23 protein-coding genes are annotated in these 25,228 nt (G+C 57.1%); 12 read left to right on the top strand and 11 right to left on the bottom strand.

From position 1 onward, the window contains the following. Positions 1-427 precede the first annotated feature (427 nt). Both BD293_RS20020 and BD293_RS20015 read right to left on the bottom strand, forming a co-directional pair. Positions 428-778 carry a TSCPD domain-containing protein gene (locus tag BD293_RS20020; protein WP_142085378.1) on the bottom strand — a complete coding sequence of 117 codons (351 nt, stop codon included), beginning with the start codon at positions 776-778 and terminating at the stop codon, positions 428-430. A gap of 52 nt (positions 779-830) precedes the next feature. Then, complete coding sequence (locus BD293_RS20015; protein ID WP_142085376.1) at positions 831-1,151, bottom strand: single-stranded DNA-binding protein; 321 nt, start codon at positions 1,149-1,151, stop codon at positions 831-833. A 422-nt stretch (positions 1,152-1,573) separates the two neighbouring features. Here BD293_RS20015 and BD293_RS20010 point away from each other — a divergent pair, with 422 nt between their 5' ends. Continuing rightward, positions 1,574-2,830, top strand: a complete 1,257-nt coding sequence (locus BD293_RS20010; protein ID WP_142085374.1) for an ISL3 family transposase — start codon at positions 1,574-1,576, stop codon at positions 2,828-2,830. A 303-nt stretch (positions 2,831-3,133) separates the two neighbouring features. Here the strand turns inward: BD293_RS20010 and BD293_RS20005 are convergent, their stop codons facing one another. The 3 genes from BD293_RS20005 to BD293_RS19995 all read right to left on the bottom strand — a co-directional run bounded on the left by BD293_RS20005 (position 3,134) and on the right by BD293_RS19995 (position 5,318). After that, entirely contained in the window at positions 3,134-3,724 is a 591-nt protein-coding gene (locus BD293_RS20005) for a hypothetical protein (protein ID WP_142085372.1), read from the bottom strand. Between the two features lie 194 nt (positions 3,725-3,918). Next, the gene (locus BD293_RS20000) at positions 3,919-4,230 is read right to left on the bottom strand and encodes an H-NS histone family protein (RefSeq protein ID WP_142085370.1); all 312 of its coding nucleotides are present in this window, start codon (positions 4,228-4,230) and stop codon (positions 3,919-3,921) included. A 320-nt stretch (positions 4,231-4,550) separates the two neighbouring features. Next, complete coding sequence (locus BD293_RS19995; RefSeq protein ID WP_142085368.1) at positions 4,551-5,318, bottom strand: IclR family transcriptional regulator; 768 nt, start codon at positions 5,316-5,318, stop codon at positions 4,551-4,553. Positions 5,319-5,389: 71 nt separating this feature from the next. Between BD293_RS19995 and BD293_RS19990 the strand changes: the two genes are divergently transcribed. Genes BD293_RS19990 through BD293_RS19975 form a run of 4 tightly spaced genes read left to right on the top strand, consistent with a single transcriptional unit; the run spans position 5,390 to position 8,008 of the window. Next, positions 5,390-6,748: a selenium-binding family protein gene (locus BD293_RS19990; protein WP_142085366.1), complete on the top strand. Its 1,359-nt coding sequence runs from the start codon at positions 5,390-5,392 to the stop codon at positions 6,746-6,748. Further along, positions 6,745-7,113 (top strand): 2Fe-2S iron-sulfur cluster-binding protein, encoded by a 369-nt coding sequence (locus BD293_RS19985; RefSeq protein ID WP_142085364.1) that lies wholly within the window; start codon positions 6,745-6,747, stop codon positions 7,111-7,113. Before BD293_RS19990 ends, BD293_RS19985 begins: the two co-directional genes overlap by 4 nt. A gap of 1 nt (position 7,114) precedes the next feature. Then, a complete protein-coding gene (locus BD293_RS19980; RefSeq protein ID WP_142085362.1) occupies positions 7,115-7,579 on the top strand; it encodes a CoA-binding protein in 465 nt (154 codons plus the stop codon). 39 nt (positions 7,580-7,618) lie between these two features. Further along, a complete protein-coding gene (locus tag BD293_RS19975; protein WP_142085360.1) occupies positions 7,619-8,008 on the top strand; it encodes a rhodanese-like domain-containing protein in 390 nt (129 codons plus the stop codon). Between the two features lie 326 nt (positions 8,009-8,334). Here BD293_RS19975 and BD293_RS19970 read toward each other — a convergent pair whose 3' ends face one another. The 4 genes from BD293_RS19970 to pdxR all read right to left on the bottom strand — a co-directional run bounded on the left by BD293_RS19970 (position 8,335) and on the right by pdxR (position 13,641). Continuing rightward, positions 8,335-9,498, bottom strand: coding sequence for an acetate/propionate family kinase (locus tag BD293_RS19970; protein ID WP_142085358.1), 1,164 nt, complete (start codon positions 9,496-9,498; stop codon positions 8,335-8,337). Between the two features lie 6 nt (positions 9,499-9,504). Continuing rightward, on the bottom strand, positions 9,505-10,260 hold the full coding sequence (locus tag BD293_RS19965; RefSeq protein WP_142085356.1) for a sulfite exporter TauE/SafE family protein: 756 nt from the start codon (positions 10,258-10,260) through the stop codon (positions 9,505-9,507). A 6-nt stretch (positions 10,261-10,266) separates the two neighbouring features. Continuing rightward, positions 10,267-12,042: a sulfoacetaldehyde acetyltransferase gene (xsc, locus tag BD293_RS19960; protein ID WP_142085354.1), complete on the bottom strand. Its 1,776-nt coding sequence runs from the start codon at positions 12,040-12,042 to the stop codon at positions 10,267-10,269. Between the two features lie 123 nt (positions 12,043-12,165). Continuing rightward, the gene (pdxR, locus tag BD293_RS19955) at positions 12,166-13,641 is read right to left on the bottom strand and encodes a MocR-like pyridoxine biosynthesis transcription factor PdxR (RefSeq protein WP_142085352.1); all 1,476 of its coding nucleotides are present in this window, start codon (positions 13,639-13,641) and stop codon (positions 12,166-12,168) included. 138 nt (positions 13,642-13,779) lie between these two features. Between pdxR and BD293_RS19950 the strand changes: the two genes are divergently transcribed. Beyond that, positions 13,780-15,171 (top strand): aminotransferase family protein, encoded by a 1,392-nt coding sequence (locus BD293_RS19950; protein ID WP_142085350.1) that lies wholly within the window; start codon positions 13,780-13,782, stop codon positions 15,169-15,171. 23 nt (positions 15,172-15,194) lie between these two features. Here the strand turns inward: BD293_RS19950 and BD293_RS19945 are convergent, their stop codons facing one another. Then, positions 15,195-16,823: a GMC family oxidoreductase gene (locus tag BD293_RS19945; protein ID WP_142085348.1), complete on the bottom strand. Its 1,629-nt coding sequence runs from the start codon at positions 16,821-16,823 to the stop codon at positions 15,195-15,197. 135 nt (positions 16,824-16,958) lie between these two features. On the opposite strand from BD293_RS19945, the gene BD293_RS19940 reads away from it, so the two are divergent. From BD293_RS19940 to BD293_RS19925, 4 genes are all read left to right on the top strand, one after another. Then, positions 16,959-18,188 carry a TRAP transporter substrate-binding protein gene (locus BD293_RS19940; protein ID WP_142085345.1) on the top strand — a complete coding sequence of 410 codons (1,230 nt, stop codon included), beginning with the start codon at positions 16,959-16,961 and terminating at the stop codon, positions 18,186-18,188. A 146-nt stretch (positions 18,189-18,334) separates the two neighbouring features. After that, entirely contained in the window at positions 18,335-19,003 is a 669-nt protein-coding gene (locus BD293_RS19935; RefSeq protein ID WP_246086417.1) for a TRAP transporter small permease, read from the top strand. Between the two features lie 10 nt (positions 19,004-19,013). Next, positions 19,014-20,372 (top strand): TRAP transporter large permease, encoded by a 1,359-nt coding sequence (locus BD293_RS19930; protein WP_142085343.1) that lies wholly within the window; start codon positions 19,014-19,016, stop codon positions 20,370-20,372. A 32-nt stretch (positions 20,373-20,404) separates the two neighbouring features. Continuing rightward, a complete protein-coding gene (locus BD293_RS19925) occupies positions 20,405-21,187 on the top strand; it encodes an IclR family transcriptional regulator (RefSeq protein ID WP_246086416.1) in 783 nt (260 codons plus the stop codon). Between the two features lie 400 nt (positions 21,188-21,587). Here the strand turns inward: BD293_RS19925 and BD293_RS19915 are convergent. Next, positions 21,588-22,735 (bottom strand): IS630 family transposase gene (locus BD293_RS19915; RefSeq protein ID WP_142084307.1). Its coding sequence is split into 2 segments (ribosomal slippage): positions 21,588-22,288 and positions 22,288-22,735, totalling 1,149 coding nucleotides; the frame shifts between segments, so codons are not numbered across the junction. A 449-nt stretch (positions 22,736-23,184) separates the two neighbouring features. On the opposite strand from BD293_RS19915, the gene BD293_RS19910 reads away from it, so the two are divergent. Together BD293_RS19910 and BD293_RS19905 are read left to right on the top strand one after the other, a co-directional pair. Further along, positions 23,185-24,216: a TAXI family TRAP transporter solute-binding subunit gene (locus tag BD293_RS19910; protein WP_246086415.1), complete on the top strand. Its 1,032-nt coding sequence runs from the start codon at positions 23,185-23,187 to the stop codon at positions 24,214-24,216. A 141-nt stretch (positions 24,217-24,357) separates the two neighbouring features. Further along, positions 24,358-25,228: TRAP transporter large permease subunit (locus tag BD293_RS19905; RefSeq protein ID WP_142085341.1), on the top strand; the 871-nt coding region annotated here is incomplete at its 3' end.

Here is a 25,228-nt window from a genome sequence, read left to right as displayed (position 1 = left end):
TCATTCGCACTGTCACCAAGGGTATACCCATAATGGCACGCATCGCCACTAATCGAGCTGTATGCATGGGTTTTCTGGACGATAGAACCACCCAAAGGTTCAGCTTATGTTCTTTGCCCTGCACAGATATGCAACGTCGGGCCGACTAGGCCGACTTGCAGCCTGCGCGCATAGCAACTGTCGCATCACGACGACCGAACATCCGCCTCGGTGTCCACATCACTCCAATCGATCGACACTTACAGCTTTGACACCCAACCGCGTGCCCGGCGCTGCAGGCCAGTGCCGCCACGACCGGCCGCTTTCATCAGATGCTGCAAGCGCAATTCCGCACTGCCGTCAGTCCGCTTTCCGCCCTTCGCGTCACCCGACACATGCTGCACCAAGTGGGACAGTTCATAATGAGGCTTGCCTGCCTTTTCCCGGGCTATTTCGACAACAGCTCTTCAGTGATCAAACCGACAATGCTGCCGTGCGCGAAGCTGGTATCAGGCTGCTCAACGCGGGACAGGGACTTGGCGATGTCAGCGGGCATATGACCATGCTGCAAGAGCAGTGATATGAGAACACAGGCATCCTGCACCATGAACTCAAGCTGCGAGCCTGATTTGAAACCAGCAGAATAGAAGATTTCGCGAGGGCGGTTTGGATCGCGGGGATCATATCCAAGCGAGAGATACACGGTATGGCCGTCAGCAGTGGTGATCTTGCGCGTTTCTGTTAGACGGCGCGTCGGTAGGTCATGACGCGGTTCGGGCTGATCGCGGTAATCGTCCATGGGAATGTCCTTGTGTGGAAGGGCGCAGGGGCGGCTCAAGCCGCCCCTTTGCTCACTGGTCTTTCACCGCCAGGCGGCTGAACTCATCGCCTGCGAGAGTGACGCCATACACGGTTGCGCCATCTTTTTCGTAAGAAGTCTCGCGGATCGTGCCGCGCGTGTGGACGAGATCACCGACCTCGATGTTGTCCTTGATCCAGTTGACCGTCTTTTCGTTGAAGATGGTGACGGTATTCCAGAAAGGCTTGCTGTCCCAAGAGCCGTCTTCGGCGCGCTTGCCGTAATCGGCTGCAACCGAGACTTTGAGCGTCGAGCCTGCTTCCGTGACCTTGCCAACGCGGCCAATGATCTGAAATTCTGCAAAGGTTTTCATGGTCTTCTCCTTAATTGAGGTTTCGATGTTGAACGGGGATGCGTGCTGGTGATGCAAGCAAATGAAAAAACGGAGTGTCTGCCGAAGGGAGAAGCCGTTTTTTCATTTGCAGGGAATGGCTTGTCCGTGACGGGTTGCGAAGAGCCAGTAAAGCTAAAGAACCGTTGTCGAAACCGCGAGGGGAAGACTGTTCCTGCGCAATACCAGTCTTTGGCTTGGCAAAAAAGGTCCCTTCGCGATTTGTGTGGGTTGCTGGTGGGCGGCGGATTGAATCTTCTACCAGATATTGTGGTCACAACATAAGGCGCGTCTGTCGCGGAGACCTCAAATATCGCAGCGTCAGACGCGCCGAGCCTGTTGAGCTGCGGCAGTTTTTTTGGATAGGGTGAAGCTTCCTGAAACCAGCGGATGAGGAGGTATTCATGGGTCCCGAGACAAGTTTGTTCACGACAGCTCTTGGCCTGCAGGCTCCGTGGAGTGTCACGGACGTACGTTTTGACGCCAAACTCAAAGAGATCCACTTTGACGTCCGCTTCAAGGCGGGAAGTCGATTTGCTTGTCCCTCCTGTGGCGCGCCCGATCAGCCCGTCCATGACACGCGATCCAGGATCTGGGAACACCTGCGTTTTTTCGAGCACAAGGCTTTCATCCATGCCGATGTGCCACGTGTTGCTTGCAGCCAATGTAGCAAGACCGGACAGGTTCCGGTCCCCTGGGCGCGCAGTGGCAGCGGTTTCAGTCAGTTGTTTGAAGCCTTTGTGATTGCGCTGGTGCGACAGATGCCGGTGAAGGCTGTTGCTGATATGCTTGATGTTGGTGACGATCGCCTCTGGCGGGTTCTTGACCATTACGTGTCGTCAGCGCGAGATCGCGAAGACTTCAGCGCCGTGACCGCCCTTGGGATTGACGAGACAGCTGCGCGCCGCGGGCATAATTACATCACCCTATTTCACGACCTTCTGGCCGGCAGGCTTCTCTTTGCCTGTGAAGGACGTGATGCAAAGACTGTGGCGGCTTTCGGTGAAGATCTGCGCGCCCATGGCGGTGATCCCGATGCCATCTCCGCTGCCTGTATCGATATGAGTAGGGCCTACATTTCTGGCGTCGCAAAGCATCTGCCGAACGCGGATGTTACCTTCGACCCATTCCATGTCATCCAACTGGCCAATGTGGCGCTTGAAGAGGTTCGCCGCGCCGAAGTACGCAGCAGACCTGAGTTGAAACACAGCCGCTGGATGTGGCTCAAGAACAAGAAGAGATGGACGAAGCGGCAGATCACACAGCATCATGATCTATCTCGGATGCACCTGAAAACAGGACGCGCGTTTCGCTTGAAAGAGGCTTTGCGCGACATCTTTGCTGAAGCCGAGTCCAAGGCAGAGGCCGAAGAACGGCTTACCGCCTGGTTTCAATGGGCGCGCCGCAGCAGGCTGCCAGCATTCAAGAAACTCGCTCTGACACTCAAGGCGCACTGGGATGGTATACTTAACGGTTTTGACAGCGATCTGAGCAACGGCGCTGTCGAAGCCATCAACGGCTTCATTCAGGCCGCAAAGGCTCGGGCGCGCGGGTATCGCAAAACCCGCAACCTCATCAACATGTCATACCTCATCGCAGGCAATCTCACCCACTTACCAGCGTCACCCTACCGCACAACATCTTGTGCCACAGGCAAATGAACGGAAACCAAGCCACCCACACAAACCGCGAAATAGCCGCAAAAAATCACGGCGCTGATCACACAATCTCACGCGGCTGAAGCGGAGTGCGCAGCACACATTGGACAGAAAACGGGAATGCTGGCAGGCTATCGTAACGAGGGCAGCCGGATCGAGGCTTCGGGGGCGGTCATGGTCGTCCACACGCGCGGCGCTATTCCAAGGCTTGCGCAACATGGCGATAGTGCATGGCGTCACTCTCGCAGGGGCTGAGCTTCGCTGACAAGGCCAGATCAGAGAGCCTGAGTTGGGAGAGATACGCATTTATTCCACCATGGTGGGGGCAATCCCAAGACGTTGCAGACAAACGGAAATGCGGCACAGCAAGTCTTCATCGCAGGGTTGGATGTTCGGAAGATGTCGCGCGGCTTCGCGCAGATCATCTTTGTTTTGAGTGACAAGATACTTTGCGATGCCGCCCCCGAATTGTAGCGCAGGCAGGTAATCGAGCACGGGCCGATCTTGTCTCTCCGCATCTTCAAAGGCCATGGATAGAATTGCCAGAAGCTCCTTGCCGCATAGGCGGTGAGGTTCGACAAAATCGGGCATGATGCTGATCTGTGACATACAGAGCAAGGATATGATTTCGTCGAAGGCGGCGGTTTTCCATCCCCGACGTGGCGATTGAAGAAGATCAGCAAGTCGCGCTAGCTTTGGGTGCAGCCCCCGCACGGTATCAATGTTTGCCATATTGGGGAATGATATGACGCCGCGATAGCAAAACACACAGGGGTAGTAAGTGTCGGGGGCCAGGATGATCTGGACATACACATCATCCAGAGGATCAGCCGCACGGAAGCGTGCGATGTTTGGCTCAAACAGAATAGGGTCGCAAAGCGAAGGTTTCGTCAGCATGGGATTGCCTTTGCCCCTTTGCAGAAGTTGATCCATCGCGTTCTGACCGACGGATGGTCGAGCTTCACGCCGTGCTGTGCGAGATTCTGTCGGAACTTCAGCGCCAGCATGTTCATGCAGGGCCGTCATCGGCCCGATGGCACTCGGATGCGTAAGGGCGCCCCGGCGGTCTAATCAACGCTCTACAAGTCGCGTCAAATTTTCAGGGCGTCTTCGTTCATTCCTGCCTCGAGGGCCTCTTTGAACCAGTCTGGTTTGCGGCCTCGGCCCGTCCAGGTGAGGGCGGGATTTTCCGGATGGCGGTATTTCGGCGATCCTTGGGTTTTGCTCTTTGCCTTCCCCGAAATGGCCATTACGTCCTCGAGCTTCACGCCCATTTCACGGGCATAGCCTTCCAGCTTGGCGCGGGCCTCGGCGAGTTGGCGCGCCTCGAAGCTCTCTACCGCCTTCTGAATATCTTTCTGGTATTTTTTCAGCTCCTCAAGCGACATCGCGTGCAAATCCATTGGGGCCTCCCTGACAAATGATAGTTCAGTCTATGCCAAACGGAGACGCAAAAAGAAACCCGCTATTGCGGGCGTCTGAATGCTCGGGTCGAAAGCAACCAATGTCGGCCGCGCTGAGCGTGTCAGGTGCCAGCCAGTGATAGGCCCAATGGGCGGAAAGCCGTCTGTGAAAGCGCAGCATTGCATCTGCAGCATTAGGCGAAAGCAGCCGGTCGTCGTGGCGCTGTCTACCGGTGAAATTGAGCAAGCCGAAAGACCGCACCATCCTTCCTGCTTCTTGCGTCAAGGTTGCCTGTGTGCAGGATGCAGGCCAAGAGAGGTCAGAATCGGTTTGTTTTACTGATATCCTGCGCGACACTCCAGCCGAGGTTTGCTGATATCTCGCGCGCTATCTTAATAATCTGCGGTCCGAGTTCTTCACGGAACGCAGGCGTGAACACCCGCACGGATCCTGTTGCTCCGATGGACATCGTGGCCCCCGGCCCGCTTGACGCAAGCGGGGCCGCGACCGAGCACATTCCACGCTCGATTTCTTCCACGCATTCCGCAAACCCGCGCGCACGGATGGCTTTAAACTCTGCCTGCAGGTCGTTCACGTTTGTCAGGGTGAATTCAGTATATGCGCGCAACCGGCCTTCCATTTCGCCAGACACGAACAAATCCGGCGAAAAGGCGGCAACAGCTTTTGAGCAGGAACAGGCATGCAGGGGACGCTTTCCTAAGCCCGGATGGAGATAAGACACACCCTTGTCCGGCGTCTCGACATGAATGATTTCGACGGATTTTCCACGCAGTCGTGACAGGAAAAACGCGACTCCGTACTGGGCGGCCGCTTGTTTCATCGTCGGTGCAATTAGTTCCAGCAGCGTGCGGTCGGACTGGTCGCTACGCGTCATCTGCTTCAGGCGGGTTCCGATCATGAACCGCCCACGCGCGACAGGTTCTAACAGGCCGACAGCAACGAGGTCCTGCACCAATCTGTAGGCCGAGGGCTTAGGCAGGTCCGAATGGACGCAAATCTCGGCCACCGTTGCTTCGCCCTTTTGACCTACGATTTCGAGAATGCACGTGAGACGTTCCAGATGCATAATTTTTTACCTTGCGAGAATCAACTTCTCAAATTACGATAATCATAACATAATCGCAAGGGAGGAGTGTGATGATGGACGGCGCATGTTGCGGCCCCGGGTACGCAAGCCCGGCCGAGGCCATGAAGGCCCCACGCGAAAAACTGCTGTACACAATCGCTATATATACGGGTACCGGCATTCAAAAGCCGGACTACCTGGCGACAGTTGATGTGGACCCCGAAAGCCCGACCTATTCACAGGTCATCCACCGTCTCGAGATGCCCGGCATCGGCGACGAGTTGCACCACATGGGGTGGAATGCTTGTTCGTCTTGCCATGACGATGCAGGCATGTCGCGCAAATACCTGCTGGTGCCCGGTGTGCGGTCCAACAACATCCACGTCATCGACACGGCTACTGATCCCCGCGCACCGCGTCTGCACAAGGTGATCGACGGGGCGGAGATCAAGTCAAAGACCAACCTCAGCGGTCCGCACACTGTGCATTGCCTCGGCTCCGAGATCATTATTTCCTTCCTCGGCGACGCGCAGGGCGAAGCGCCGGGTGGCTACTTGCATCTCAACAAGGATTTCGAGATTGTGGGTCGGTGGGAAGCCACCATGGGCGATATCCCGTTCAGCTATGATTTCTGGTACCAACCGCGCCACAACGTCATGGTGTCCTCCGAATGGGCGGCCCCCAACACGTTCATGCCGGGGTTCGATCTGGAAGAGGTGGGGCACCTGAAATATGGACGCCGCTTACATATCTGGGATTTCAAGGCGCGCAAACCGGTCGAGACTCTGTATCTCGGCGAAGACGGACTGATCCCGCTGGAAGTCAAATTCCACCATAATCCCGACAGCAGCCACGGCTTTTGCGGCGCGGCCCTGTCGGCCAATGTGATCCATTTCTGGAAATCCGACGCGGGCAAATGGGAATGGGAAAAGATCATCGACGTTGAGAACGAGCCGCACCCCGATTGGCCTATCCCGATTCCGGGAGTGATGAGCGCGATCCTCGTGTCGATGGACGACAAGTATCTTTATCTGAACAATTGGCTGCACGGCGACATGCGCCAGTACGATATCAGTGATCCGCACAAGCCTGTGCTGACGGGGCAGGTCTACATGGGTGGTCTGCTGAACAAGGCACCAGAGGTGAACGGCGTCAAGGTCGCGGGCGGCCCGCAGATGTATCAACTTTCGCTGGACGGTAAGCGGCTCTATGTCACAACATCTCTGTTCTCGACATGGGACAACCAGTTTTACCCTGAGATCCGTACACAAGGCGGTGTCTTGCTGATGATCGACTGCGATGCCGAAAACGGCGGCATGAAGATCAACGAGGATTTCGTCGTGGACTTCGGCAAGGAACCCAACGGTCCCAGCCGCTGCCACGAATCCCGTTATCCCGGTGGCGATTGTACGAGCGATATCTGGCTGTGAGCGAGACACGCACCATAACGATCGCCAACTACGGCGGCGCGATCTATCAGGTTGAGGCCCGCCGCCCGTTGCTGGATTGCCTGCGCGAGCAGGGCGTCGATCTGCCTTACGGCTGTAGATATGGCGGCTGCATCACCTGTGCGGCCAAGCTGACGGCAGGAGAGGTTAACCAGCGCCGCCAAGTGGCGCTGAACAATCGTCAAATCAACAATGGCTACGTCCTGCTCTGCGTTGCACGCGCAGTCACTGATTGTACTTTGGAAATCGGCGTCGAAAGCCACGACAAACTCTACCGCAACCCATTCCTCGACCCGCTGGAGCCTCACGAGCTGAAAGCGGAAATCGCCACACCCAAGGAAAGCTAACATGCCAGCTGCCGCGCTTGATGATATCTACGACTACGATCAGCAGTACATCGCTGACATCCTGAAATCGGTCAAGACCATTGCCATGGTCGGGGCAAGTGCCGATAAGACCAAGTTCAGTTATGGTGTGCTGCGCGTGTTGCACGAGACTGGATATGATATGATCCCGGTCAATCCGAACCCTAATCTTAAAGAAATCCGCGGTATTCCGGTGTATCATTCGCTTGATGAGATCGACCGACCAGTCGATATGGTCGAGGTCTTCAGGCCGAAAGAGGAACTCTATGGCATCACGGAAAAAGCGATCGCAATCGGTGCGAAAGTGCTTTGGGGACAAATCGATGTCTATGACGACCGGGCGGCGAAGCTGGCGCAAGATGCGGGCTTGAAAGTGGTAATGAACCGCTGCCCCAAGATCGAGTTATTTCGCCCGTTCTGGAAACCCCGCCTTGATCTTGAGATTTGATCTGAGCGACCTGACGCCGTCCGAAAAGGGAATATGAATATGCCGCAGACCCTTACCAAGACTTCCAAGGACATCGTAAAAGAGGCGATGGCGATCGTGCCTGCAATCAGCGCCGAGGAGGCATTGAGCCTGATCGGCTCGCCTGATCACATCTTTGTTGACCTGCGCGATGGCTCCGAACAAGCAAATACAGGTATCATCGCCGGAGCTGTTGCATCGTCGCGTGGTATGATGGAATTCCATATCGACCCGGAAAGCCCGGCACACAAACCGGAGTTCAATCAGGAAAAGACCTACGTCTTTTACTGTGCATCCGGTGGGCGGTCGGCGCTCGCGGCGAAAGTTGCCATGGAGATGGGTCTATCGCCGGTTGTGAACATGTCCGGCGGCGTCAGCGCATGGACGAAGGCTGGTGGAGCGTTGGAGTAAATCTCGGACGGTAAATTGAAACATGACAGATGAATTGCTCAGATGAATAAGGCATCGCCACTCTGACGCAGAATTCACCCAAATCGATCAACGCACGGTCAGAGGTGATGCTGACCATAAGTTAAGACCTCTGGACGGAAAAGGAGTGTCCCCGGACCACCCTCGCAACCGACCATGCCAGCCGTCAGGCAAGCCATCCTCCACGTCTTCGCCAGCCCTCCACCACGACGATGCCCTCATTGTGAAAGGCTCATCGCAGAACGCTAAGAAAAAATTCGTCAAAGTAATTCTAGCTGTTTAGCCTCACAATTGCTGGGACAAAAATGCTAGCACATCGATGCATCCCGAAAGGCAGTTCCAAGCCGAGCCACATCGTGCGCAATCTCGCGTTCCTCATCGGCTGCGATGATCCAGACACCCACGCGCGCCTTGTCCCCATGCAGACGCGCGGAGCTTACGGTATTGCGTGCGGAGTCTATTTCCGCCCCCAACCATCCAAGATGGGCGATGATTTGAGCGCGCACGGCTACGGCATTCTCGCCGATTCCACCTGTGAATACGATGGCGTCACAGCCGCCCATTGCAGCTGCCATACTGCCTGCATGCCGCGCCACCCAGTAACAAAAATGCTCTATGGTGAAAACACTGCGCGGGCTGCCATTCTCCGCCACAGCGCGCATATCAGAACTTTGACCGGAGAGGCCCAGAAGCCCACTGCCATTGTTGAGCAAGGCGCGCGTCGCCTCCAGCCCCTGTTCCTCAACCAGCTTGAGCACGGCATTCGCGTCAATATCGCCACAGCGGGTGCCCATGGTCAGACCTGCAAGTGGGGAATACCCCATTGTAGTCGCCACTGATTGACCGTCACGTATGGCGCAGAGCGACGCGCCATTGCCCAAATGGCAGGCCAGCACGCGTTTTGGCAAGGGGGTTGTCGTTACAGCAGGCCAATTGCGGACAAGGGCAGAATAGCTGAGCCCATGAAACCCGTACCGCCGGAGCCCTCGCTGTGCCAGGTCGGGTGGCAGGGCGTAATGGGTTGCTACTGCCGGATTGCTTGCATGAAACGCGGTGTCGAAACTAGCAAATTGCGGTAGTTCCGGTGCAAGCCGTGCCACTTCATCAATTGCTGCCAGATTATGCGGGTTGTGCAATGGGGCCAACGGGATGCAGGCGGCAATTTCTGCGCGTATGTCTGGTGTTATGCGCTGTGGCGAAGTCAGGGTCGCGCCTCCATGCACAACGCGGTGGCCCACAGCCGCCAGCCCGTTCAGTGCGACACCGTGACTTGCCAAAGCGTCAAAGATCTCGCGCAACGCGCCAGCGTGATCCGCCATTGGCAGGGCGCGCATTTGTTCTCCTATCCGTAGACGGGCCGCGCCGCCGATGGCATCAGCCACGCCTGACAGGCGCGTTTTCAATGCGTGATCAAATACTGTCAACTTGATCGAGGACGACCCAGCATTAAGAATCAGAATGTCATTGCGCATATTCGTTCACCATAAACTGCGCACCAAGCCCATAACCGATAGAAGGGCCAGCAGCAGCAGCGTGAATCTCTTGAAATCCTGCGGGTTGGCGGAGGTAAAGCGTCGCCCTCCGATCCAGAGGCCAAGCGCCATCATCGGTGCCATGGCCGCAAGGAATACAAAGCTCTGAGCGCTCAGAAGGCCGGTCCACCACAAAGAAGGCAATGCGATCAGGCACACAAGCGTCAGATAAGCGATCAGTGTGGCGCGAACGACCGGTGCTGCGATAGGTTGCGCGGTCAGATATACAGCAATCGGCAAGCCCCCCGCTGCTGCCCCATTCGCCACACCAGAAGCCATGCCTGCAATCACATTCCCCAGTGTTCCAGTCTCACGCCCGAACTGCCAGCCGCGCGCCATCGCCAGACAAATGGCCAGAACCATGCCAGAGATTGCGATACGCGCTACATCCTCACCCAGCCGTGCGATCAGGGTGAAGCTATAGGGCATGACAACGGCAGCCCCCACCAACATGCCAGCCATCCTGCGCCAATCGACCTTCGCCACTACGCCGCGCGCCTGACCAAAACTCAGCACGATTTCACACATGACCAGAGTGGCGACCAACGGAACGGGGTCTGTCACAAGTGCTGCCGCAGTGACCACAAGCGCCGAGAACCCGAACCCCGAATACCCACGCACCCAAGCTGCCCCGAGCGTGCAGAGGGCCAGATAGGCCATCTGCCACAGCTCTAGCCCAACCGCGAGGATGGTGGGGGGCATCCGCGCCTAGAGAGCCTGCGGGCGCATATCGGCGCGGTCTATACCTGCCACCTGCACCGGTTTCTTCATAGCATCACGGCGGAACGGATCGCCCAGTTCCTGATTTATCATCGCCTCGATCAGTGTTGTCTTGCCATTTTTCATCTGGTCTTCAATCGCCTTATGCAGCGCGTCTGTCAGTTCCTCCATCGTGCGGGCTTGCACGCCTTGCAGACCGCAAGCCTGTGCAATGCCGGCGTAGCTGACCTGTTCATCCAGTTCGGTGCCTACGAAATTGTCGTCATACCACAGGGTCGAGTTGCGCTTTTCCGCACCCCATTGGTAATTTCGGAAAACAATCATGGTGATGGCGGGCCATTCGGGGCGGCCAATGGCGGTCAGTTCGGTCACGGCAATTCCGAACGCCCCGTCTCCCGCAAAACCCACAACCGGAACATCCGGGCACCCGATCTTGGCACCCACAATGGCGGGTAGGCCATAGCCGCAGGGGCCGAACAGCCCGGGCGCAAGATATTTGCGCCCCTCGTCAAAGCTTGGATAGGCGTTGCCAATCGCGCAGTTATTTCCAATATCGGATGAAATGATCGCTTCTTTCGGCAAGGCGGACTGAATCGCACGCCATGCCATGCGGGGGGACATCCATTCAGGCTTGGCTGCACGCGCGCGCTCATTCCATGTGGTGCCGGGATCATCCTCTTCATGGTCCATTGAGGAGAGCTGCTGCGCCCAGGCCGATTTGCGCTGCGCGATCACGTTGCGGCGCGCCTCTCGGTCCGTATCGCCTGCGGTCGCGCTTAGCCGCGCCATTATCCCCTCGGCAGTCTTCTTGGCATCGCCTACAATGCCCACAGTCACTTTCTTGGTCAAACCAATGCGATCGGGGTTAATATCAACCTGAATGATCTTTGCATCCTTGGGCCAATATTCCATGCCATATCCCGGCAAGGTGCTGAACGGGTTCAACCTTGTGCCAAGGCACAGCACCACATCGGCTTGCGCGATCAGTTCCATCCCCGCCTTGGAGCCATTATAGCCCAGCGGCCCAGCAAAGAGCGGGTGTCCACCGGGAAAGGCATCATTATGCTGATAGCCCACACAAACTGGTGCATCCAAGCGTTCGGCCAACGCTTTTGATGCTTCGATTGCGCTGCCGATCACTACGCCTGCGCCGTTCAGAATGACAGGAAAGCGCGCCTCGGACAGCAGCTTTGCGGCCCTATCCATCGCCTCATCACCCCCAGACGGGCGCTCGAATGCCAGAATTTCGGGCAGGTCGACATCGATCACTTGCGTCCAGAAATCGCGCGGCATGTTGATCTGCGCGGGCGCAGAATGGCGCTTGGCCTGCAAAATCACACGGTTCAGCACTTCGGCCACGCGGGTAGGGTCGCGCACTTCTTCCTGATAAGCGACCATGTCTTCAAACAGCTTCATCTGCTCGACCTCTTGAAACCCGCCCTGCCCGATGGTTTTGTTCGCGGCCTGCGGTGTGACCAGCAATAGCGGCGTGTGGTTCCAGTAGGCGGTTTTGACGGCCGTGACAAAATTGGTAATGCCTGGTCCGTTCTGCGCGATCATCATGCTCATCTTGCCAGTCGCGCGGGTATAGCCATCGGCCATCATCCCGCCCGATCCTTCATGCGCGCAATCCCAAAAGGTGATGCCTGCCTGATCGAACAGGTCCGAGATCGGCATCATGGCTGACCCGATGATACCAAAGGCATGTTCGATGCCGTGCAGTTGGAGTGTCTTGATAAATGCTTCTTCGGTTGTCATGCGCATGGCTTGGCTCCTTGCTTGACAGTGGCTGACCCGAGCGCGGGATGCGCAGCGGGTTTGAGGTGACAGAACACGAAACGCGGCAGGATGATTAGGGCCAGTTGTATGAAAGACATAAGACCAGCCTTACCTTGAGTGCTGCAGGGTTTTGATTGTCCGCGCGATGCGCGAAATTCCTTCAGGAATTCGTTCGGAAGCGATCGAGCTATAGGCAATTCGGTAAAAGCGATCTGGGGCATCCGCTGCGCCGAAAAAAGGCAAACCGCTCTCAATCAGAACACCTTGCGGCTGCAACGCTTTGGTCAGTGTAGTCGCAGTTACGCCATCGGGGGTGCGCATCCACAGGCTGGAGCCTCCATTTTCAACATCACTTGCGACCGTCAGCCCCTCCGCTCCGATGGCTGCAAGCATCACCTCGCGCCGCGCCGCGAAGCTGCGCGACAGGCGGCGCAGCATGACATCATAATGACCCAGTGACAGGAAGCGCGCGGCGGCGCGCTGCAACAACCCGGGCGGGTGACGCAGCACAGTCGCACGCAGGGCCCGCGCCTCGGTGATGAAGGGGGCGGGACCGACCATAAAACCCAGCCGCAGCCCTGGAAACAGCGATTTCGAGAAGCTTCCCACATGAATGACGCGGCCAGACCGATCCAGTGATTTCAGCGCAGGCAAGGGCGCGCGGCCCTGCGCGATTTCAAACTCGTAGTCATCCTCGACAATCAGGAAATCCCGGTCCTTCGCGGCCTTTAGCAAGGCGTGGCGCGCGTCCAGCGGCATTGTCGCCCCTGTGGGGCAGTGATGGCTGGGTGTGCAGAACAGAACATCCAGCTGCGCGGGCAGATCCTTTGCCAGCAAGCCGCGCGGCCCCACAGGCACCGGAACCAACCGGCAGCGCGTCTGGGTCAGGATATCGCGCAGGCCGGGATAGCCCGGTTCCTCTATCACCGCACTGCGGCGCTGGTTCAGCAGAAGTTGCGCCGCCAGCCACAAGGCATTCTGCGCCCCCAATGTGACCAGTATTTCATCCGGGCGGGCCAGTATCCCGCGGCGCGGCAAGGAATGGCGCGCGATATACTCCAGCAGCCCCGGATCATCTTGCTCAAACTGGTCATCGGACATGCGATCAAAGTCTTTCAAACCCAAAGACTGCATCATGCATAACCGCCAGTTGGCATGGTCGAACAGGCTGGGGTCCGCTTGCCCGTAGATGAAGGGATAACTGAACTCGCGCCAGTTTCTAGGCTTGCCACGGTTCAGATCACCTGACGGTGGGCGGTGGCCAAGCATCCTCGCCCAATCAACCGTCGAAGGCGCACCGCTGGTGCGTTGCTGTGCCTTGCCCGGGCGCGGCGCTGTCCGGGACACGAAATAGCCAGAGCGCCCCTCGGCTTGAAGATAGTCATCCGCGACCAGCTCTGCATAGGCCAGCGTCACCGTAATACGGCTGACGCACAGATGCGCGGCTAGCTTGCGGCTGGAGGGCATCCGCTCGCCCGGCAGCAACCGCCCAGACAAGATGCCCTCGGCCACCATTTGCCGGATCCGATGTTGCAGGGTGCCCTCCTGCAGCGGGTCGAGAAGAAAAGATTCAACCGCGATCATTGTTCCACCTGCTTTGCTTTCCGGTCCAGCAGAGATATGCCAAACTGGCGCTATCGAATATAGTTTTTGGATATACTCTAATCTCGTTACGGGGAAGATATAGAGCATAGAAAAAACCCGAACCCCGCGGAGATGGCGATGAACGATCTTTCCTTTCTCAATGACCTTGATGCCGTCGTTGCGGCGGACCGTGCCCATGTCTGGCACCATCTGAGCCAACACAAAGCGTATGAGACCACCAATCCGCGCGTTATTGTCGAGGGCCGTGGATTGCGCGTCTGGGATGCAACGGGCCGCGAATTTCTGGACGCTGTCTCTGGCGGGGTCTGGACCGTGAATGTTGGCTATGGGCGCGAGAGCATTGCCAATGCAGTGCGTGACCAACTGGTAAAGCTGAATTTCTTTGCTGGCGCGATGGGCACGGTTCCCGGTGCTGTCTTTGCACAGATGCTGATCGACAAAATGCCGAGCATGAGCCGGGTTTATTATTCCAATTCCGGGTCCGAGGCGAATGAGAAAGCCTACAAGATGGTGCGCCAGATCGCGCAACGGCAGCATGGCGGCAAGAAATGGAAAATCCTGTACCGCGAGAGGGATTATCACGGCACGACCATCGCCACGCTTGCCTCTGGCGGGCAGCCAGAGCGCGCGGCGCAATATGGCCCCTTCCCGGAGGGGTTTGTTTCGGTGCCGCATTGTCTGGAATACCGCGCCCAATGGGATGATGCCGATTACGGACGCCGCGCCGCCGATGCGATTGAAGAAGTCATCTTGCGCGAGGGGCCGGACACCATTGGTGCCATCGTGCTGGAGCCGATCACGGCGGGCGGCGGCGTGATCGTTCCGCCGACCGGCTACTGGCCCCGCGTGCAGGAGATTTGCCGCAAATACAAAATCTTGTTGCATATTGACGAGGTGGTTTGCGGTCTGGGGCGCACCGGCACATGGTTTGGCTACCAGCATTACGACATTCAGCCCGACATTGTGACCATGGCAAAGGGCGTCGCCTCTGGTTATGCGGCGATTTCCTGCACTGTCACAACCGAAGCGGTGTTCGACATGTTCAAGGACGATGCCAGCGACCCGCTGGGTTATTTCCGCGATATCTCGACGTTTGGGGGCTGCACTGCCGGGCCCGCTGCCGCCATTGAGAACATGCGTATAATTGAGGAGGAAGGCTTGCTGGAGAACACCTGCGTGATGGGCGAACGTCTGGGCGGCAATCTTGCGGCGCTGAAAGACAAGCACGCGATGATTGGCGATGTGCGCGGCAAGGGGCTGTTCTGGGGGGTGGAACTGGTGCAAGACCGCACCAGCCGCGATCCTGTGCCCGAAGCCGTTGCGCGGGCGGTTGTGGCGGCAACGCTGGAACGTGGGGTCATGATTGGCGTGACCAACCGTTCCTTGCCGGGGTTCAATAACACGCTGTGCCTCAGCCCTGCGCTGATTGCGACGGCTGACGACATTGACGCGATCACCGATGCGATTGACGGCGCATTGACCGAGGTGGGCGCGCAGGCCAATGCCTGAACCATCTGCCGCGCAAGCCTGCCTCATGCCAGCGCGCCTGCGCGGATATCTTCCAGCACCATATCGCTGGCTTTCTCGCCGATCATGATGGCGGGGGCATTGGTGTTGCCTGACACGATCTCTGGCATGATTGCGCAGTCGGCGACACTCAGCCCCTCTACCCCGCGCACCCGAAGGCGGGCATCAACAACGGCCTTACTGTCGCCCTCGGGGCCCATCTTGCAGGTGCCCGTCGGGTGATAGATCGTTGTGGCACTGCTGCGCACCCAGTCCAGAAGTGCCGCGTCATCGGCGCTGTCCACATCTGGTCCGGGGCGGTATTCTTCGGAAATCGCGTCCCGCAAGGGGGCTTCGGCGGCAATGCGCCGCGCGATACGCACGCCCTCGACGATGGTGCGGCAATCCGTGGCGGTGGCCAGATAATTTGAGTGAATGATCGGTGCGCGGGCCGGATCGGGACTGCGCAATTCCACATGTCCGCGACTTTCCGGGCGCAACTGACAGACAGAGGCCGTGAAGGCAGAGAACGGATGCACGCCTTCGCTGGGGCTGTCCGCCGACCATGGCTGAATGTGAAACTGAATGTCAGGGGTTTCCAGATCTGACCCGGTACGCAGGAACCCGGTGGCCAACGAGGCCGCCATCGCCATCGGTCCTTTGCGCGACAGGATATAGCGCAGACCAATGCGCAGCTTGTCGATGGGGTTGCGCACTTCGTCATTCAGGGTTGGGTGTTTTGTGCGAAAGACCAGACGCGCCTGCAGATGATCCTGCAAATTTCGCCCGACCCCCGGCGCATCGACCAGCGGTGCAATACCTTGCTGGCGCAAATGCTCGGCAGGCCCGATACCAGACAACATCAGGATTTGCGGAGAACCGATTGCCCCCGCAGACAGCACGACCCGTGCCCGCGCCCGCGCGGACCATTCGCCCCCATCCGCGCCGCGCCATGCAATGCCAATGGCGCGCCGCCCCTCGAACAAAATGCGCGTTGTCATTGCACGGGTAATGATCTGCAGGTTGGGCCGCTTGCGGACTGGGTTCAGATACGCCACGGCAGAGCTGCACCGACGCCCGTTGCGCGCGGTCAGTTGAAAATATCCAACCCCTTCTTGTGTCGCGCCGTTGTAATCTGGATTGAATGGATAACCTGCGTTTTGTGCGGCCTTCACCCATGCATCGCAGATCGGGCGCGACAGCCGCGCATTGCTTACCGAGAGTGGCCCGCCAACACCATGAAAGTCGTCTTCGCCGCGTTCCTGATCCTCGGCACGGCGGAAATAGGGCAAGACCTGATCCCACCCCCAACCTGCATTGCCCATCTGCTGCCAACGGTCATAGTCCTGCGGTTGACCCCGGACATACAACAAACCGTTCAGCGAAGATGAACCGCCAAGAACCTTGCCACGCGGCCAGGGCAGCCGACGTCCGTTCAGGCCCGGGTCAGGTTCGGTCATATAGCACCAGTCCAGCGAGGGGTCGCCCATCGTGCGGAAATACCCGACGGGCACATGAATCCAAGGGTTCAGGTCACGCCCGCCCGCCTCTATCAGCAGAACGCGCAGACTGGGATCAGCGCTTAACCGGTTGGCCAGAACACAGCCCGCAGACCCAGCGCCTACAATCACGACATCCGCCTCATGGTCGAACATCTGCCCCCCTCCCCTTGTTTCGGCCCACATGTCAAAACGCTTGACTTGAAAACATAGAGGTGCTTTTTTGAAACCTCAAGTCTCACAAATGGAGTTTTCTAATTTTCGACTGTTAGTCAGATCAGGGAGGAGACCATGACTAAACGTGACCTGTCCGGCATTTCACGCCGGGATTTTTTACGCATCACGCAACGCTTCGGGATGAGTTCGACCATGCTTGCACTGGGGGGGCTGACAGGAGCTGTCACGCTGCCTCAACTGGCAGCTGCAGCAGGGTCCACTTACGACAAGCGCCATGCCAAGGAGGCAAAATTCACTCTACGCCACGGGGCTGCGGGGTTTAATGCCCGCAATCTGATGATCGAACGGAATGGTATACTTGAATTCATCCGCGACATTGAGGAGCGTACGGATGGCGAGTTGCGGATTGAATTTATCGGCGACAACCAGATCTGCGGCCAGCTTGATTGCGTCTCCAAGACACAAGAAGGTATTGTCGATCTGTTCTCTGCCTCGACCCAAAATTCAGCAGGTGGCGCGCCCTATCTGAATGTGCTGGATTATGCCTACATGTTCCCAAGCCGTGCGGCACAATACCATTTCTTCTACAGCCCTGAGAGCAATCGCATCTTGCGAGAGCCGTTGGAGCGGATGCATGGCTTGAAATTCCTGTTCACGCATTGCGAATTGCGTGGCATCCAGCTTGGCAGTTCTTGGCGCGACAAACCAACTGTTACCAGCGTGACCGAACTGGCAGGCACGCGCAACCGTGTCACGGGCACGCAACTTGGGCGCATCGCGATGGAGTTGATGAACCTCAACCCCACCCCGATTGCGTGGGAAGAGACGCTGGATGGCTTGCGTCAGGGGTTGATTGACGGTGCGGAAACTTGGGCATCGGCAGTGGCCTATGCCAATATGTCACCCGTCGTGTCGCAAAGTGTGGATCTGCGCTTCTTCTGCGGGACCGAACACACGGCCATGTCAGCCGACAGTTTCGACAAGCTGGACGGCCATTTGCAGGATGCGGTAATGGAATCCTCGTATCTCGCGCAGATTGCCGCGCAATACGCTAATGAGGCGGCACTCATAAATACTGTTGGCTTCTCGGACCCGCAAATGCCCGGCACGATTTTCGCCGAGCATGGCGTGCGCAATGCCTTCCTGACCGCCGAAGCCCGGCGCGAAGCAGAAGAAATGTGCTCTCCCGAGTTTGTGCCCGGCCCTTGGGAACAGTGGCGCGAGCGGATCAATAACTGGGCAGGTGGCATTGACACCTATAGCGAGATTCACCGCATCGCGCGCGAAATTCCGGCCGATATGCTGGCCGAGAATGTCGAGCCACGCCGCTGGTGGCGCGGTTGATCTGACGCGGCAGGCGGCGCCCGGACATATTTACCGGGCGCGCGCTTTCGCGTCCCTGCTTTTTTGGGCCAGCAAAGGGCAAGGCGTCCATGAACAACGCCTTGTCCGCGGCCCTACCCCTTCCGCCAGCAAGAGGCCATCCACGCATGCAGGAATTTTTGACAGGGTTCATGGCAATCTGGGACGCGGTCCTATCGGGCCAGTCCTGGGCCATATCACGCGCCATCCGAAATCCGGCACTTTATTGGATCATTGCCATGGCGCTGCTGCCTGCGGCATTTCTGGTCATGATGGCCTTGCGCAAGGCAAAGCTTCTGGATCGCTATCTGGAACCGACCGCGATGTTCTTCATATATCTGACCATCGCTGCAATTATCTTTGTTGAAGTAATCCGGCGCTTTGTTTTCAATGTTCAGGCACCATGGTCGACGACGCTGCCGCCCTATCTGTTTCTGCTGCTGACATGGATCGGCTGTGCCTATAACGTCAAGCTGCGCACACATCTGTCCTTTGGCGAATTCCGCGCAATGATGCCCCCGAAAGGCCGGCTGGCGCTGTCCTGTCTTGATGCAGGCTTGTGGTACATCATGGCCGTGATCGTCATGGTTGCAACCCTGCGCCTTACTGCCAATTCGGCTGCGAATTTCCAGATGCTGTTGGGCACCGACAATGTGATGCGGTGGTGGTTCTACATTTGTGTCCCGGCGGCCTGGTTGCTGCTTTATGCACGCGTGTTGGAAAACCTGCTTCAGGATATCCGCAATTACCGCGCAGGCCGCGAATTCGGCCTGACCAACGAACTTGCCCGCGAATAGGACTTCTGCGATGACAGACGGAACGCTGACACTAATATTCTCGCTGATCGCCTCGGGCTTTTTCATGCTTGGTGTGCCGATCTTTCTTGTGATCGGCCTGTGGGTCGTCGCCATGAGTTTTGTTGTCGATCTGACGCTCGACAATATCGGCTATGCCTTCTCGGCGGTGTTCACGACATCATTCGCGCTTCTGGCCATGCCTTTGTTCATCCTGACTGGAGATCTGATCAACCGCTCTGGCATCGCGCACCGGCTGTCGTCTTTCGCCTATGCCTGTCTTGGCTGGCTGCGCGGCGGGCTTGGCATGGCAAGTATCGGCGCTTGTGGTTTATTCGCCGCCATTTCGGGGTCCAATTCCGCGACAACCGCAACGATTGGTGCCATGATGCATCCGCGCATGGTCAAGAATGGCTTTGATGAACGCTTCGCGGCGGCGACCGCAGCGGCGGGCGGCACTGTCGGTATTATCATCCCGCCCTCGATCATCTTCATTGTCTATGGGTTCCTGATGAACCTTTCGATTTCCGAGTTGTTTCTGGCCGGTATTATCCCTGGCGCGCTGATGGTGGTGGGGATGCAGATCACTTGCTGGATCGTGTGCCGCGTCAATGGCTGGGGGCATCTGATCCGCTTTCAGTTCGACCGCATGCTGAAAACAGCCTTCGGGGCATGGCTTGGCTTTTTCGCCATCGGGTTGGTTTTATGGGGCATCTATACTGGCAAGTTTTCTCCGACAGAAGCAGCAGGTGTAACTGTCGGATTCTGCGTCATCGTGGCACTGATCTCGCGCCCGCTTTATCGGCTCATCAATCGCGGCCAATCGGAAAACGAAGACCTGACCCGTGTGCCGGGCTGGATCGAGATGGTTCTGGTCGAAGGGTTCCGCCTGCGCGACCTGCCCTCGGTCGTGCTGAATTCTGCACGCATTGCCGGTATGCTTGCCCCCTTGATCGGTATATCGGTTGTCATGCAGCAGATCCTGTCGCTGCTGGGTGCGAAAGACGCCATTGAAACCTTCATGACGGGAATCGGCGGATATTATGCCGTGTTGCTGATGGCGATGGCATTTGTCTTTATTGCGGGTATGGTGTTGGAAAGCTTGCCAAACACCATTATCATGGCACCGATACTTGCTCCGATTGCCGTCAGCGTCGGTGTCGATCCGGTGCATTTCGCTGTTATTTTCCTGATTGGCGGCTCGATCGGCTTCATTACGCCGCCCTATGGGCTGAACCTTTATGTCGCAAGTGGCGTAACTGGGGTGCCATATATGCGATTGCTGAAGTATATTGTGCCTTATCTGATCGCTCTGATCGCAGTTTGGTTGCTGGTTGCCTTTGTTCCATGGCTTTCATTGGCGCTGACCTGACGCCGGGGCCAGCGAATTGATGGGCATGAGAGATGATGCACAATACAGACAACGATGGCGCAGCGCAGACAGGTCGCATTCCGACAACCATGCGAATGCTGACAATTCTGGAAGAGATTGTGCGCATTGGCGGACCGGTGACTCCTGCTGATCTGGGCAATGCAACAGAATTGCCAAAGGCCACTCTGCACCGGCTATTCCAAACCCTGGAGGAAGAAGGCTATCTGCAACGCGAACCCGATGGTCGTTCCTATTCTGTCGGACCGCGCACGCGCCAATTTGCAGTGGCTACGCTGTCGACCATGCGCGTGCGCACCTCGCGGCTTGCAGTCTTGCGTGCCCTTGCCAAGGATACAGGCGAAACATGCAATGTTGCGATACCCGACCGCGAAGCGATGGTATATTTGGACAGGGTCGAGACAGAGTGGCCCTTACGCGTCCAGTTTTCGGTGGGCACGCATGTGCCGCTTTATTGCACAGCTTCGGGCAAACTGTACCTCTCGACGCTAAGCGAATTGAGGCTGGAAAGCTTCCTGCGCAATGTCGAGCTGGAGGCGAAGACCGCCTATACCATCACCGACCGCGATGCCTTGCGCGCCGAGATTGCCAAGGTGCGCGCGCAAGGTTTTGCTGTCGATAACGAGGAATTTCTTGATGGGGCCATAGCATTCGCCATGCCGGTACATGACAAATATGGGCGCATGCCTGCCACAATCGCGTTTCAGGGTCCGACGCAGCGCATTTCGCTGGAAAAGGGCTATGCGTTGTTGCCACGTTTGAAACAGGCGGCGAAAGAACTGTCGGAGCTATTGTAATAACCCGTAGGGGGGCCATTCATGCGCAACAGCCGATTATTCGGGCTGACGGCATTGCCAAGTTGTTGTCCGCTGGGTGCAAGGGTCTGCGGCGTATTGCGTTTGATCAATAAAACGTCAAGCACGTGCTTTTCCCCTTAACCGACCAGTCGCGAATGGTGTCGTCGTCCGGATACAGAAATTCTGCAATAGCCTGGCAGGACTTCCCGTCATCCAGCAACAGGATCGCATTGGCCCGACGCGAAACACCATGATCTTCGCGCTGACTACGCACGCAAACCTCAAGCCGTTCTGCAGCGGAAAGAAAAACAAGGACGTATCATGCGCCTACATGAAACGCTCCGCACCTGGACGTCAACCCGTCAAATTTCGGTTCCTCAACGACTCCTAGTCCTGCGATTCACTCGATTTGCGGATAAAGCCGGATAAGCTTTGTGCGCGCGTCTTGAGTTGTGAACTGCCAGTTGGTTTTGGCGCGTTGGGAGTTGCGATTTGTTGTCCATGCATCGACTTCGGCCTTCAGCATAGTTTTGTCCGGGATGCGCCGGGCCAGACATTGGCGAGCGAGGACGCTGAGTTCACATTCAGCGATGTTGAGCCAAGACCCATGTTTTGGCGTGTAGTGCCATTCGAACCGTTGTGCGATGCGGCGCGCTTGGGCAGGCGGGAAAGCCTCGTACAGCGATGCAGGGTTGTGGGTGTTCAGATTATCCTGCACGAGATCGATCTTTTCGGCATAGGGAAAGTGGAGATCAGCCAGATCGCGCAGGATATGGGCATAATCGATGGCAGTGCGTCGATCGCGTATCTCGACGTGGCGCCAGCCCTCCAGAGGAGCGAATAACATGAACAGGCTGGCGACACCTGCGCGTTCATATTCGTAGTCATGGCGCGCCTCGCGCCCTGGCTGCATGGGAATGGGTGTGCGGGTCTCACGGGTCAATTGTTTGCTGGTCTCGTCCAGACAAACCAGCGGACGGTTTTGATCGTGTGGACGGGTGTAGACGTCCAGCACATTCTCCATGGCCGCCACGAAACCAGCGTTGGCTTTGGGTGGGATTACCCAGTACCGGTTCCGGTGCGGTTTGAGCGCGTTTTTTTAAGCGTGCGTTGGATTGTGGTATCACTGGCCTGCTCAACAATGCCCAGTTCGACAACCCGCTTTTCCAACAACCTGAGTGTCCAGTGCGTATATCCTTCGGGTGGTTCGGAACAGGCAAGCGCGATCAGCTTGGCCTCGGCTTGCCCATCGAAGATCCGAGGTTGTGAAAGCGACGCTGGAACTTTGCGCGCTAAAGTCGCCTCAAGCCCTTCCTCCACAAGTTGGCGCCGGGTGCGGAAAACAGTCGAGAGACTGGTCTCTAATGCCTCGGCAATGCGCGCATCTTCCCATCCCGGGCCATCAGAGGACACATCCGCCTTCAGCAAAATCCGCGCCTTCAGCAGTCTGTAGGCGGCTTGCCGACCCGTTCTGATCATCCCTTCAAGGTGTTCACGCTCCTCTGTCGTCAGTCGAACTACATACTTCGGCTTGCACCCTCTTGTCATCATCTCACCCCCAGAAAGCTGCTACGCTCCACAGAGATTCAGAAAAAATCAAAGCTGTCAAATACCCCGAAGCGAGGCACTAGTATAAGCCTAACGCACACAAGCGGCACGCCACTCGGACCCATTTGAAGCTCTCCAAGGCTTATTTTTTAAGCAACCGGTTTTACATCATGCGCGCAAGCCCCCTGAGCAACGTAGGCGTAAGTCCAGTTCGCGCAAATTAATAATACCAGATCAATGCGAATATTGACTCCAAAGACCGCGACGACTTGTCTGCAAGCATCGGGTTCGCAGCAAACTTTGACGCTGCAAAGGTTCCTGTGTCACGCGCTGCCACACCCGCGGGTGAACTTCACATGTCTTGATCTTAGGGAAGGACAAGAACACCGGCATCGTTATTCAGAAAATGCGCATAGTTCAAGATCGCGCACATCAACAGGGGATTGAAAATGACCATGAAGCGATTTCAACGCACGACAGCCAGCGTCGTTTCGGTTTTCGCGCTAAGCGCCGCTCTCGGGACAGCCTCTCCAGCTGCTGCAGAGGAAAGAAGCTATATCCTGACGACAGCGGGAACCGGTGGCACCTTTTATCCAGTCGGGGTCGCGCTGGCCACGCTTGCGAAAATGCAACTTCAGGCGGCGCATGGCATCGATATCTCTGCAATCAGTTCTGCCGGTTCGGGCGAGAATGTTGGGTTGATGCGCGACGATCAGGCTCAGTTCGGCATTTATCTGGCCATCTTCGGTCAATGGGCGCGCGAAGGTTCGGGCATTCTTGAATCCGAGGGACCACAAGAAAACCTGCGTTCGATCGCGCTGCTCTGGCCCAGTGTGAAGCATATACTTGTGACATCTGACCGGGCCGAAACTGGAACAGTTGACGATCTGCGCGACTTCGACGGCCGGTTCTCTATTGGTGCGCGCAATTCAGGCACAGAACACTCCGCCAGGTTCTACCTTGGCAATTTTGGCATTAATGTCGATGAGGACATGGATACTGTCTATCAGGGATTTGCCCCTTCGGTCGAATCTATGATCAACGGAAATATCCACGGAATGATCGTTAATTCTGGCTTCGGCGTGGGCAGCGTAACACAAGCAAAGGCCCAGATGGGTGACGGCGTAACACTTCTGTCCTTCACCGAAGATCAGGCAGCGGCATTTGATGGCGGATTGAACATGTATTTCCCGATCACCATTCCGGCCGAAACCTATCCCAACCAGCCAGAACCTGTGGACACGATCGCCCAGCCCAACTTCCTGTCGGTCAATGCCGATGTCCCTGAAGAGGATGTGTATCTGTTTACCAAGGCGATTTACGAGAACCTTGGTTTTTTGTGTAATGTTCATATCGCCACCTGCGACATGTCCCTAGACAACGCGCTGGCTGGCTTGCCCTTGCCATTACATGCAGGCGCGGCGCGTTATTTCGAGGAAGCCGGGTTGGAAATCCCCGATAATCTGCAACCAGTAGATTGAGACTGCGGGCCGAAACAGCAGCTCATGCATAATGTTTCGGCCCCTGTGACCCGACGCTAGTTCGGGCCGGATCGCCAACACGGTTGCCCTGAAAGGGGTATCGGACAAAACCATTATCTGCCGCGAATTTCGGAGAGTAACATGCCCAGCGACCAGCCGCAGCGGCCCGCCGATGCCCCCACTGACGTTGTGGCACCGGGCATGGCCGGATTGCGCAGCCCAGACAGCGTTTATGGACGCGCTGCCTTTTGGATCGGTGTCGGTCTGGCGCTGCTGCATATCTGGTTCAACACTTTCGCGACCTGGCCAGAACTCATGACCTCGGTGATCCATTTTGCGGGCTTCGGGGTGTTGTGCGCGTTGCTCTATCCTGCATGGCAGGCGCGCGGTCAAACCGGGAGGCGGCTGGTTCTTGCAATCGATCTGACACTCGCGGCGCTTTCGATCTCTCTCGTGGCCTATCTGCTACTGGGAGAACAGGCATTTTACGACCGTGGTATGCGCATGGTGTGGCATGACTGGGTCTTCACGCTGATTGCGCTGGCGCTGGCCGTGGAATTCACGCGGCGCACGACTGGCTGGGTAATCCCGATCCTGATATTGGCCAGCTTTACCTATATAACCTATTGGGGCGCTTATGTGCCCGGCATGCTGACCTTCAGCGGATTGCGCACCGATACGATGCTGTTTCGCATTTTCTACACCGATGACGGGATGTTCGGCTCGGTTGCGCGCATCTCTGCCAGCTTTGTTTTCATGTTTATCCTGTTCGGCGCGTTCCTGCTGCGCTCTGGCGCGGGTGAGTTCATTGTGGATTTTGCGCAGGTCATCGCAAGGCGCATGATCGGCGGGCCGGGCTTTGTTGCTATTATCGGGTCCGGGCTAATGGGCACTATCTCTGGCTCGGCTGTGGCAAATACGGTTTCGACCGGATCCATCACCATCCCATTAATGAAACGCTCGGGCCTTCCCGCGCGTACAGCCGCAGCAACGGAGGCGGCTAGCTCTACAG

This window comes from Roseinatronobacter monicus (assembly GCF_006716865.1).
GTDB lineage: Bacteria > Pseudomonadota > Alphaproteobacteria > Rhodobacterales > Rhodobacteraceae > Roseinatronobacter > Roseinatronobacter monicus.
The sequence above is the reverse complement of the archived record's forward strand: the minus strand, read 5'-3'. Positions and strand labels throughout refer to the sequence as shown.

What these genes read in the sequence shown, in the direction of transcription:
- BD293_RS19925 (WP_246086416.1), top strand. Translation starts at nt 20,405, where the DNA reads ATGATGCACAATACAGACAACGATGGCGCAGCGCAGACAGGTCGCATT.
- BD293_RS19930 (WP_142085343.1), top strand. Translation starts at nt 19,014, where the DNA reads ATGACAGACGGAACGCTGACACTAATATTCTCGCTGATCGCCTCGGGC.
- BD293_RS20005 (WP_142085372.1), bottom strand. Translation starts at nt 3,724, where the DNA reads ATGCTGACGAAACCTTCGCTTTGCGACCCTATTCTGTTTGAGCCAAAC.
- BD293_RS19910 (WP_246086415.1), top strand. Translation starts at nt 23,185, where the DNA reads ATGACCATGAAGCGATTTCAACGCACGACAGCCAGCGTCGTTTCGGTT.
- BD293_RS20000 (WP_142085370.1), bottom strand. Translation starts at nt 4,230, where the DNA reads ATGGATTTGCACGCGATGTCGCTTGAGGAGCTGAAAAAATACCAGAAA.
- BD293_RS19980 (WP_142085362.1), top strand. Translation starts at nt 7,115, where the DNA reads ATGCCAGCTGCCGCGCTTGATGATATCTACGACTACGATCAGCAGTAC.
- BD293_RS20010 (WP_142085374.1), top strand. Translation starts at nt 1,574, where the DNA reads ATGGGTCCCGAGACAAGTTTGTTCACGACAGCTCTTGGCCTGCAGGCT.
- BD293_RS19935 (WP_246086417.1), top strand. Translation starts at nt 18,335, where the DNA reads ATGCAGGAATTTTTGACAGGGTTCATGGCAATCTGGGACGCGGTCCTA.
- BD293_RS19945 (WP_142085348.1), bottom strand. Translation starts at nt 16,823, where the DNA reads ATGTTCGACCATGAGGCGGATGTCGTGATTGTAGGCGCTGGGTCTGCG.
- BD293_RS19975 (WP_142085360.1), top strand. Translation starts at nt 7,619, where the DNA reads ATGCCGCAGACCCTTACCAAGACTTCCAAGGACATCGTAAAAGAGGCG.
- BD293_RS19990 (WP_142085366.1), top strand. Translation starts at nt 5,390, where the DNA reads ATGATGGACGGCGCATGTTGCGGCCCCGGGTACGCAAGCCCGGCCGAG.
- BD293_RS20015 (WP_142085376.1), bottom strand. Translation starts at nt 1,151, where the DNA reads ATGAAAACCTTTGCAGAATTTCAGATCATTGGCCGCGTTGGCAAGGTC.
- BD293_RS19970 (WP_142085358.1), bottom strand. Translation starts at nt 9,498, where the DNA reads ATGCGCAATGACATTCTGATTCTTAATGCTGGGTCGTCCTCGATCAAG.
- BD293_RS19950 (WP_142085350.1), top strand. Translation starts at nt 13,780, where the DNA reads ATGAACGATCTTTCCTTTCTCAATGACCTTGATGCCGTCGTTGCGGCG.
- xsc (WP_142085354.1), bottom strand. Translation starts at nt 12,042, where the DNA reads ATGCGCATGACAACCGAAGAAGCATTTATCAAGACACTCCAACTGCAC.
- BD293_RS19995 (WP_142085368.1), bottom strand. Translation starts at nt 5,318, where the DNA reads ATGCATCTGGAACGTCTCACGTGCATTCTCGAAATCGTAGGTCAAAAG.
- BD293_RS20020 (WP_142085378.1), bottom strand. Translation starts at nt 778, where the DNA reads ATGGACGATTACCGCGATCAGCCCGAACCGCGTCATGACCTACCGACG.
- BD293_RS19965 (WP_142085356.1), bottom strand. Translation starts at nt 10,260, where the DNA reads ATGCCCCCCACCATCCTCGCGGTTGGGCTAGAGCTGTGGCAGATGGCC.
- BD293_RS19940 (WP_142085345.1), top strand. Translation starts at nt 16,959, where the DNA reads ATGACTAAACGTGACCTGTCCGGCATTTCACGCCGGGATTTTTTACGC.
- pdxR (WP_142085352.1), bottom strand. Translation starts at nt 13,641, where the DNA reads ATGATCGCGGTTGAATCTTTTCTTCTCGACCCGCTGCAGGAGGGCACC.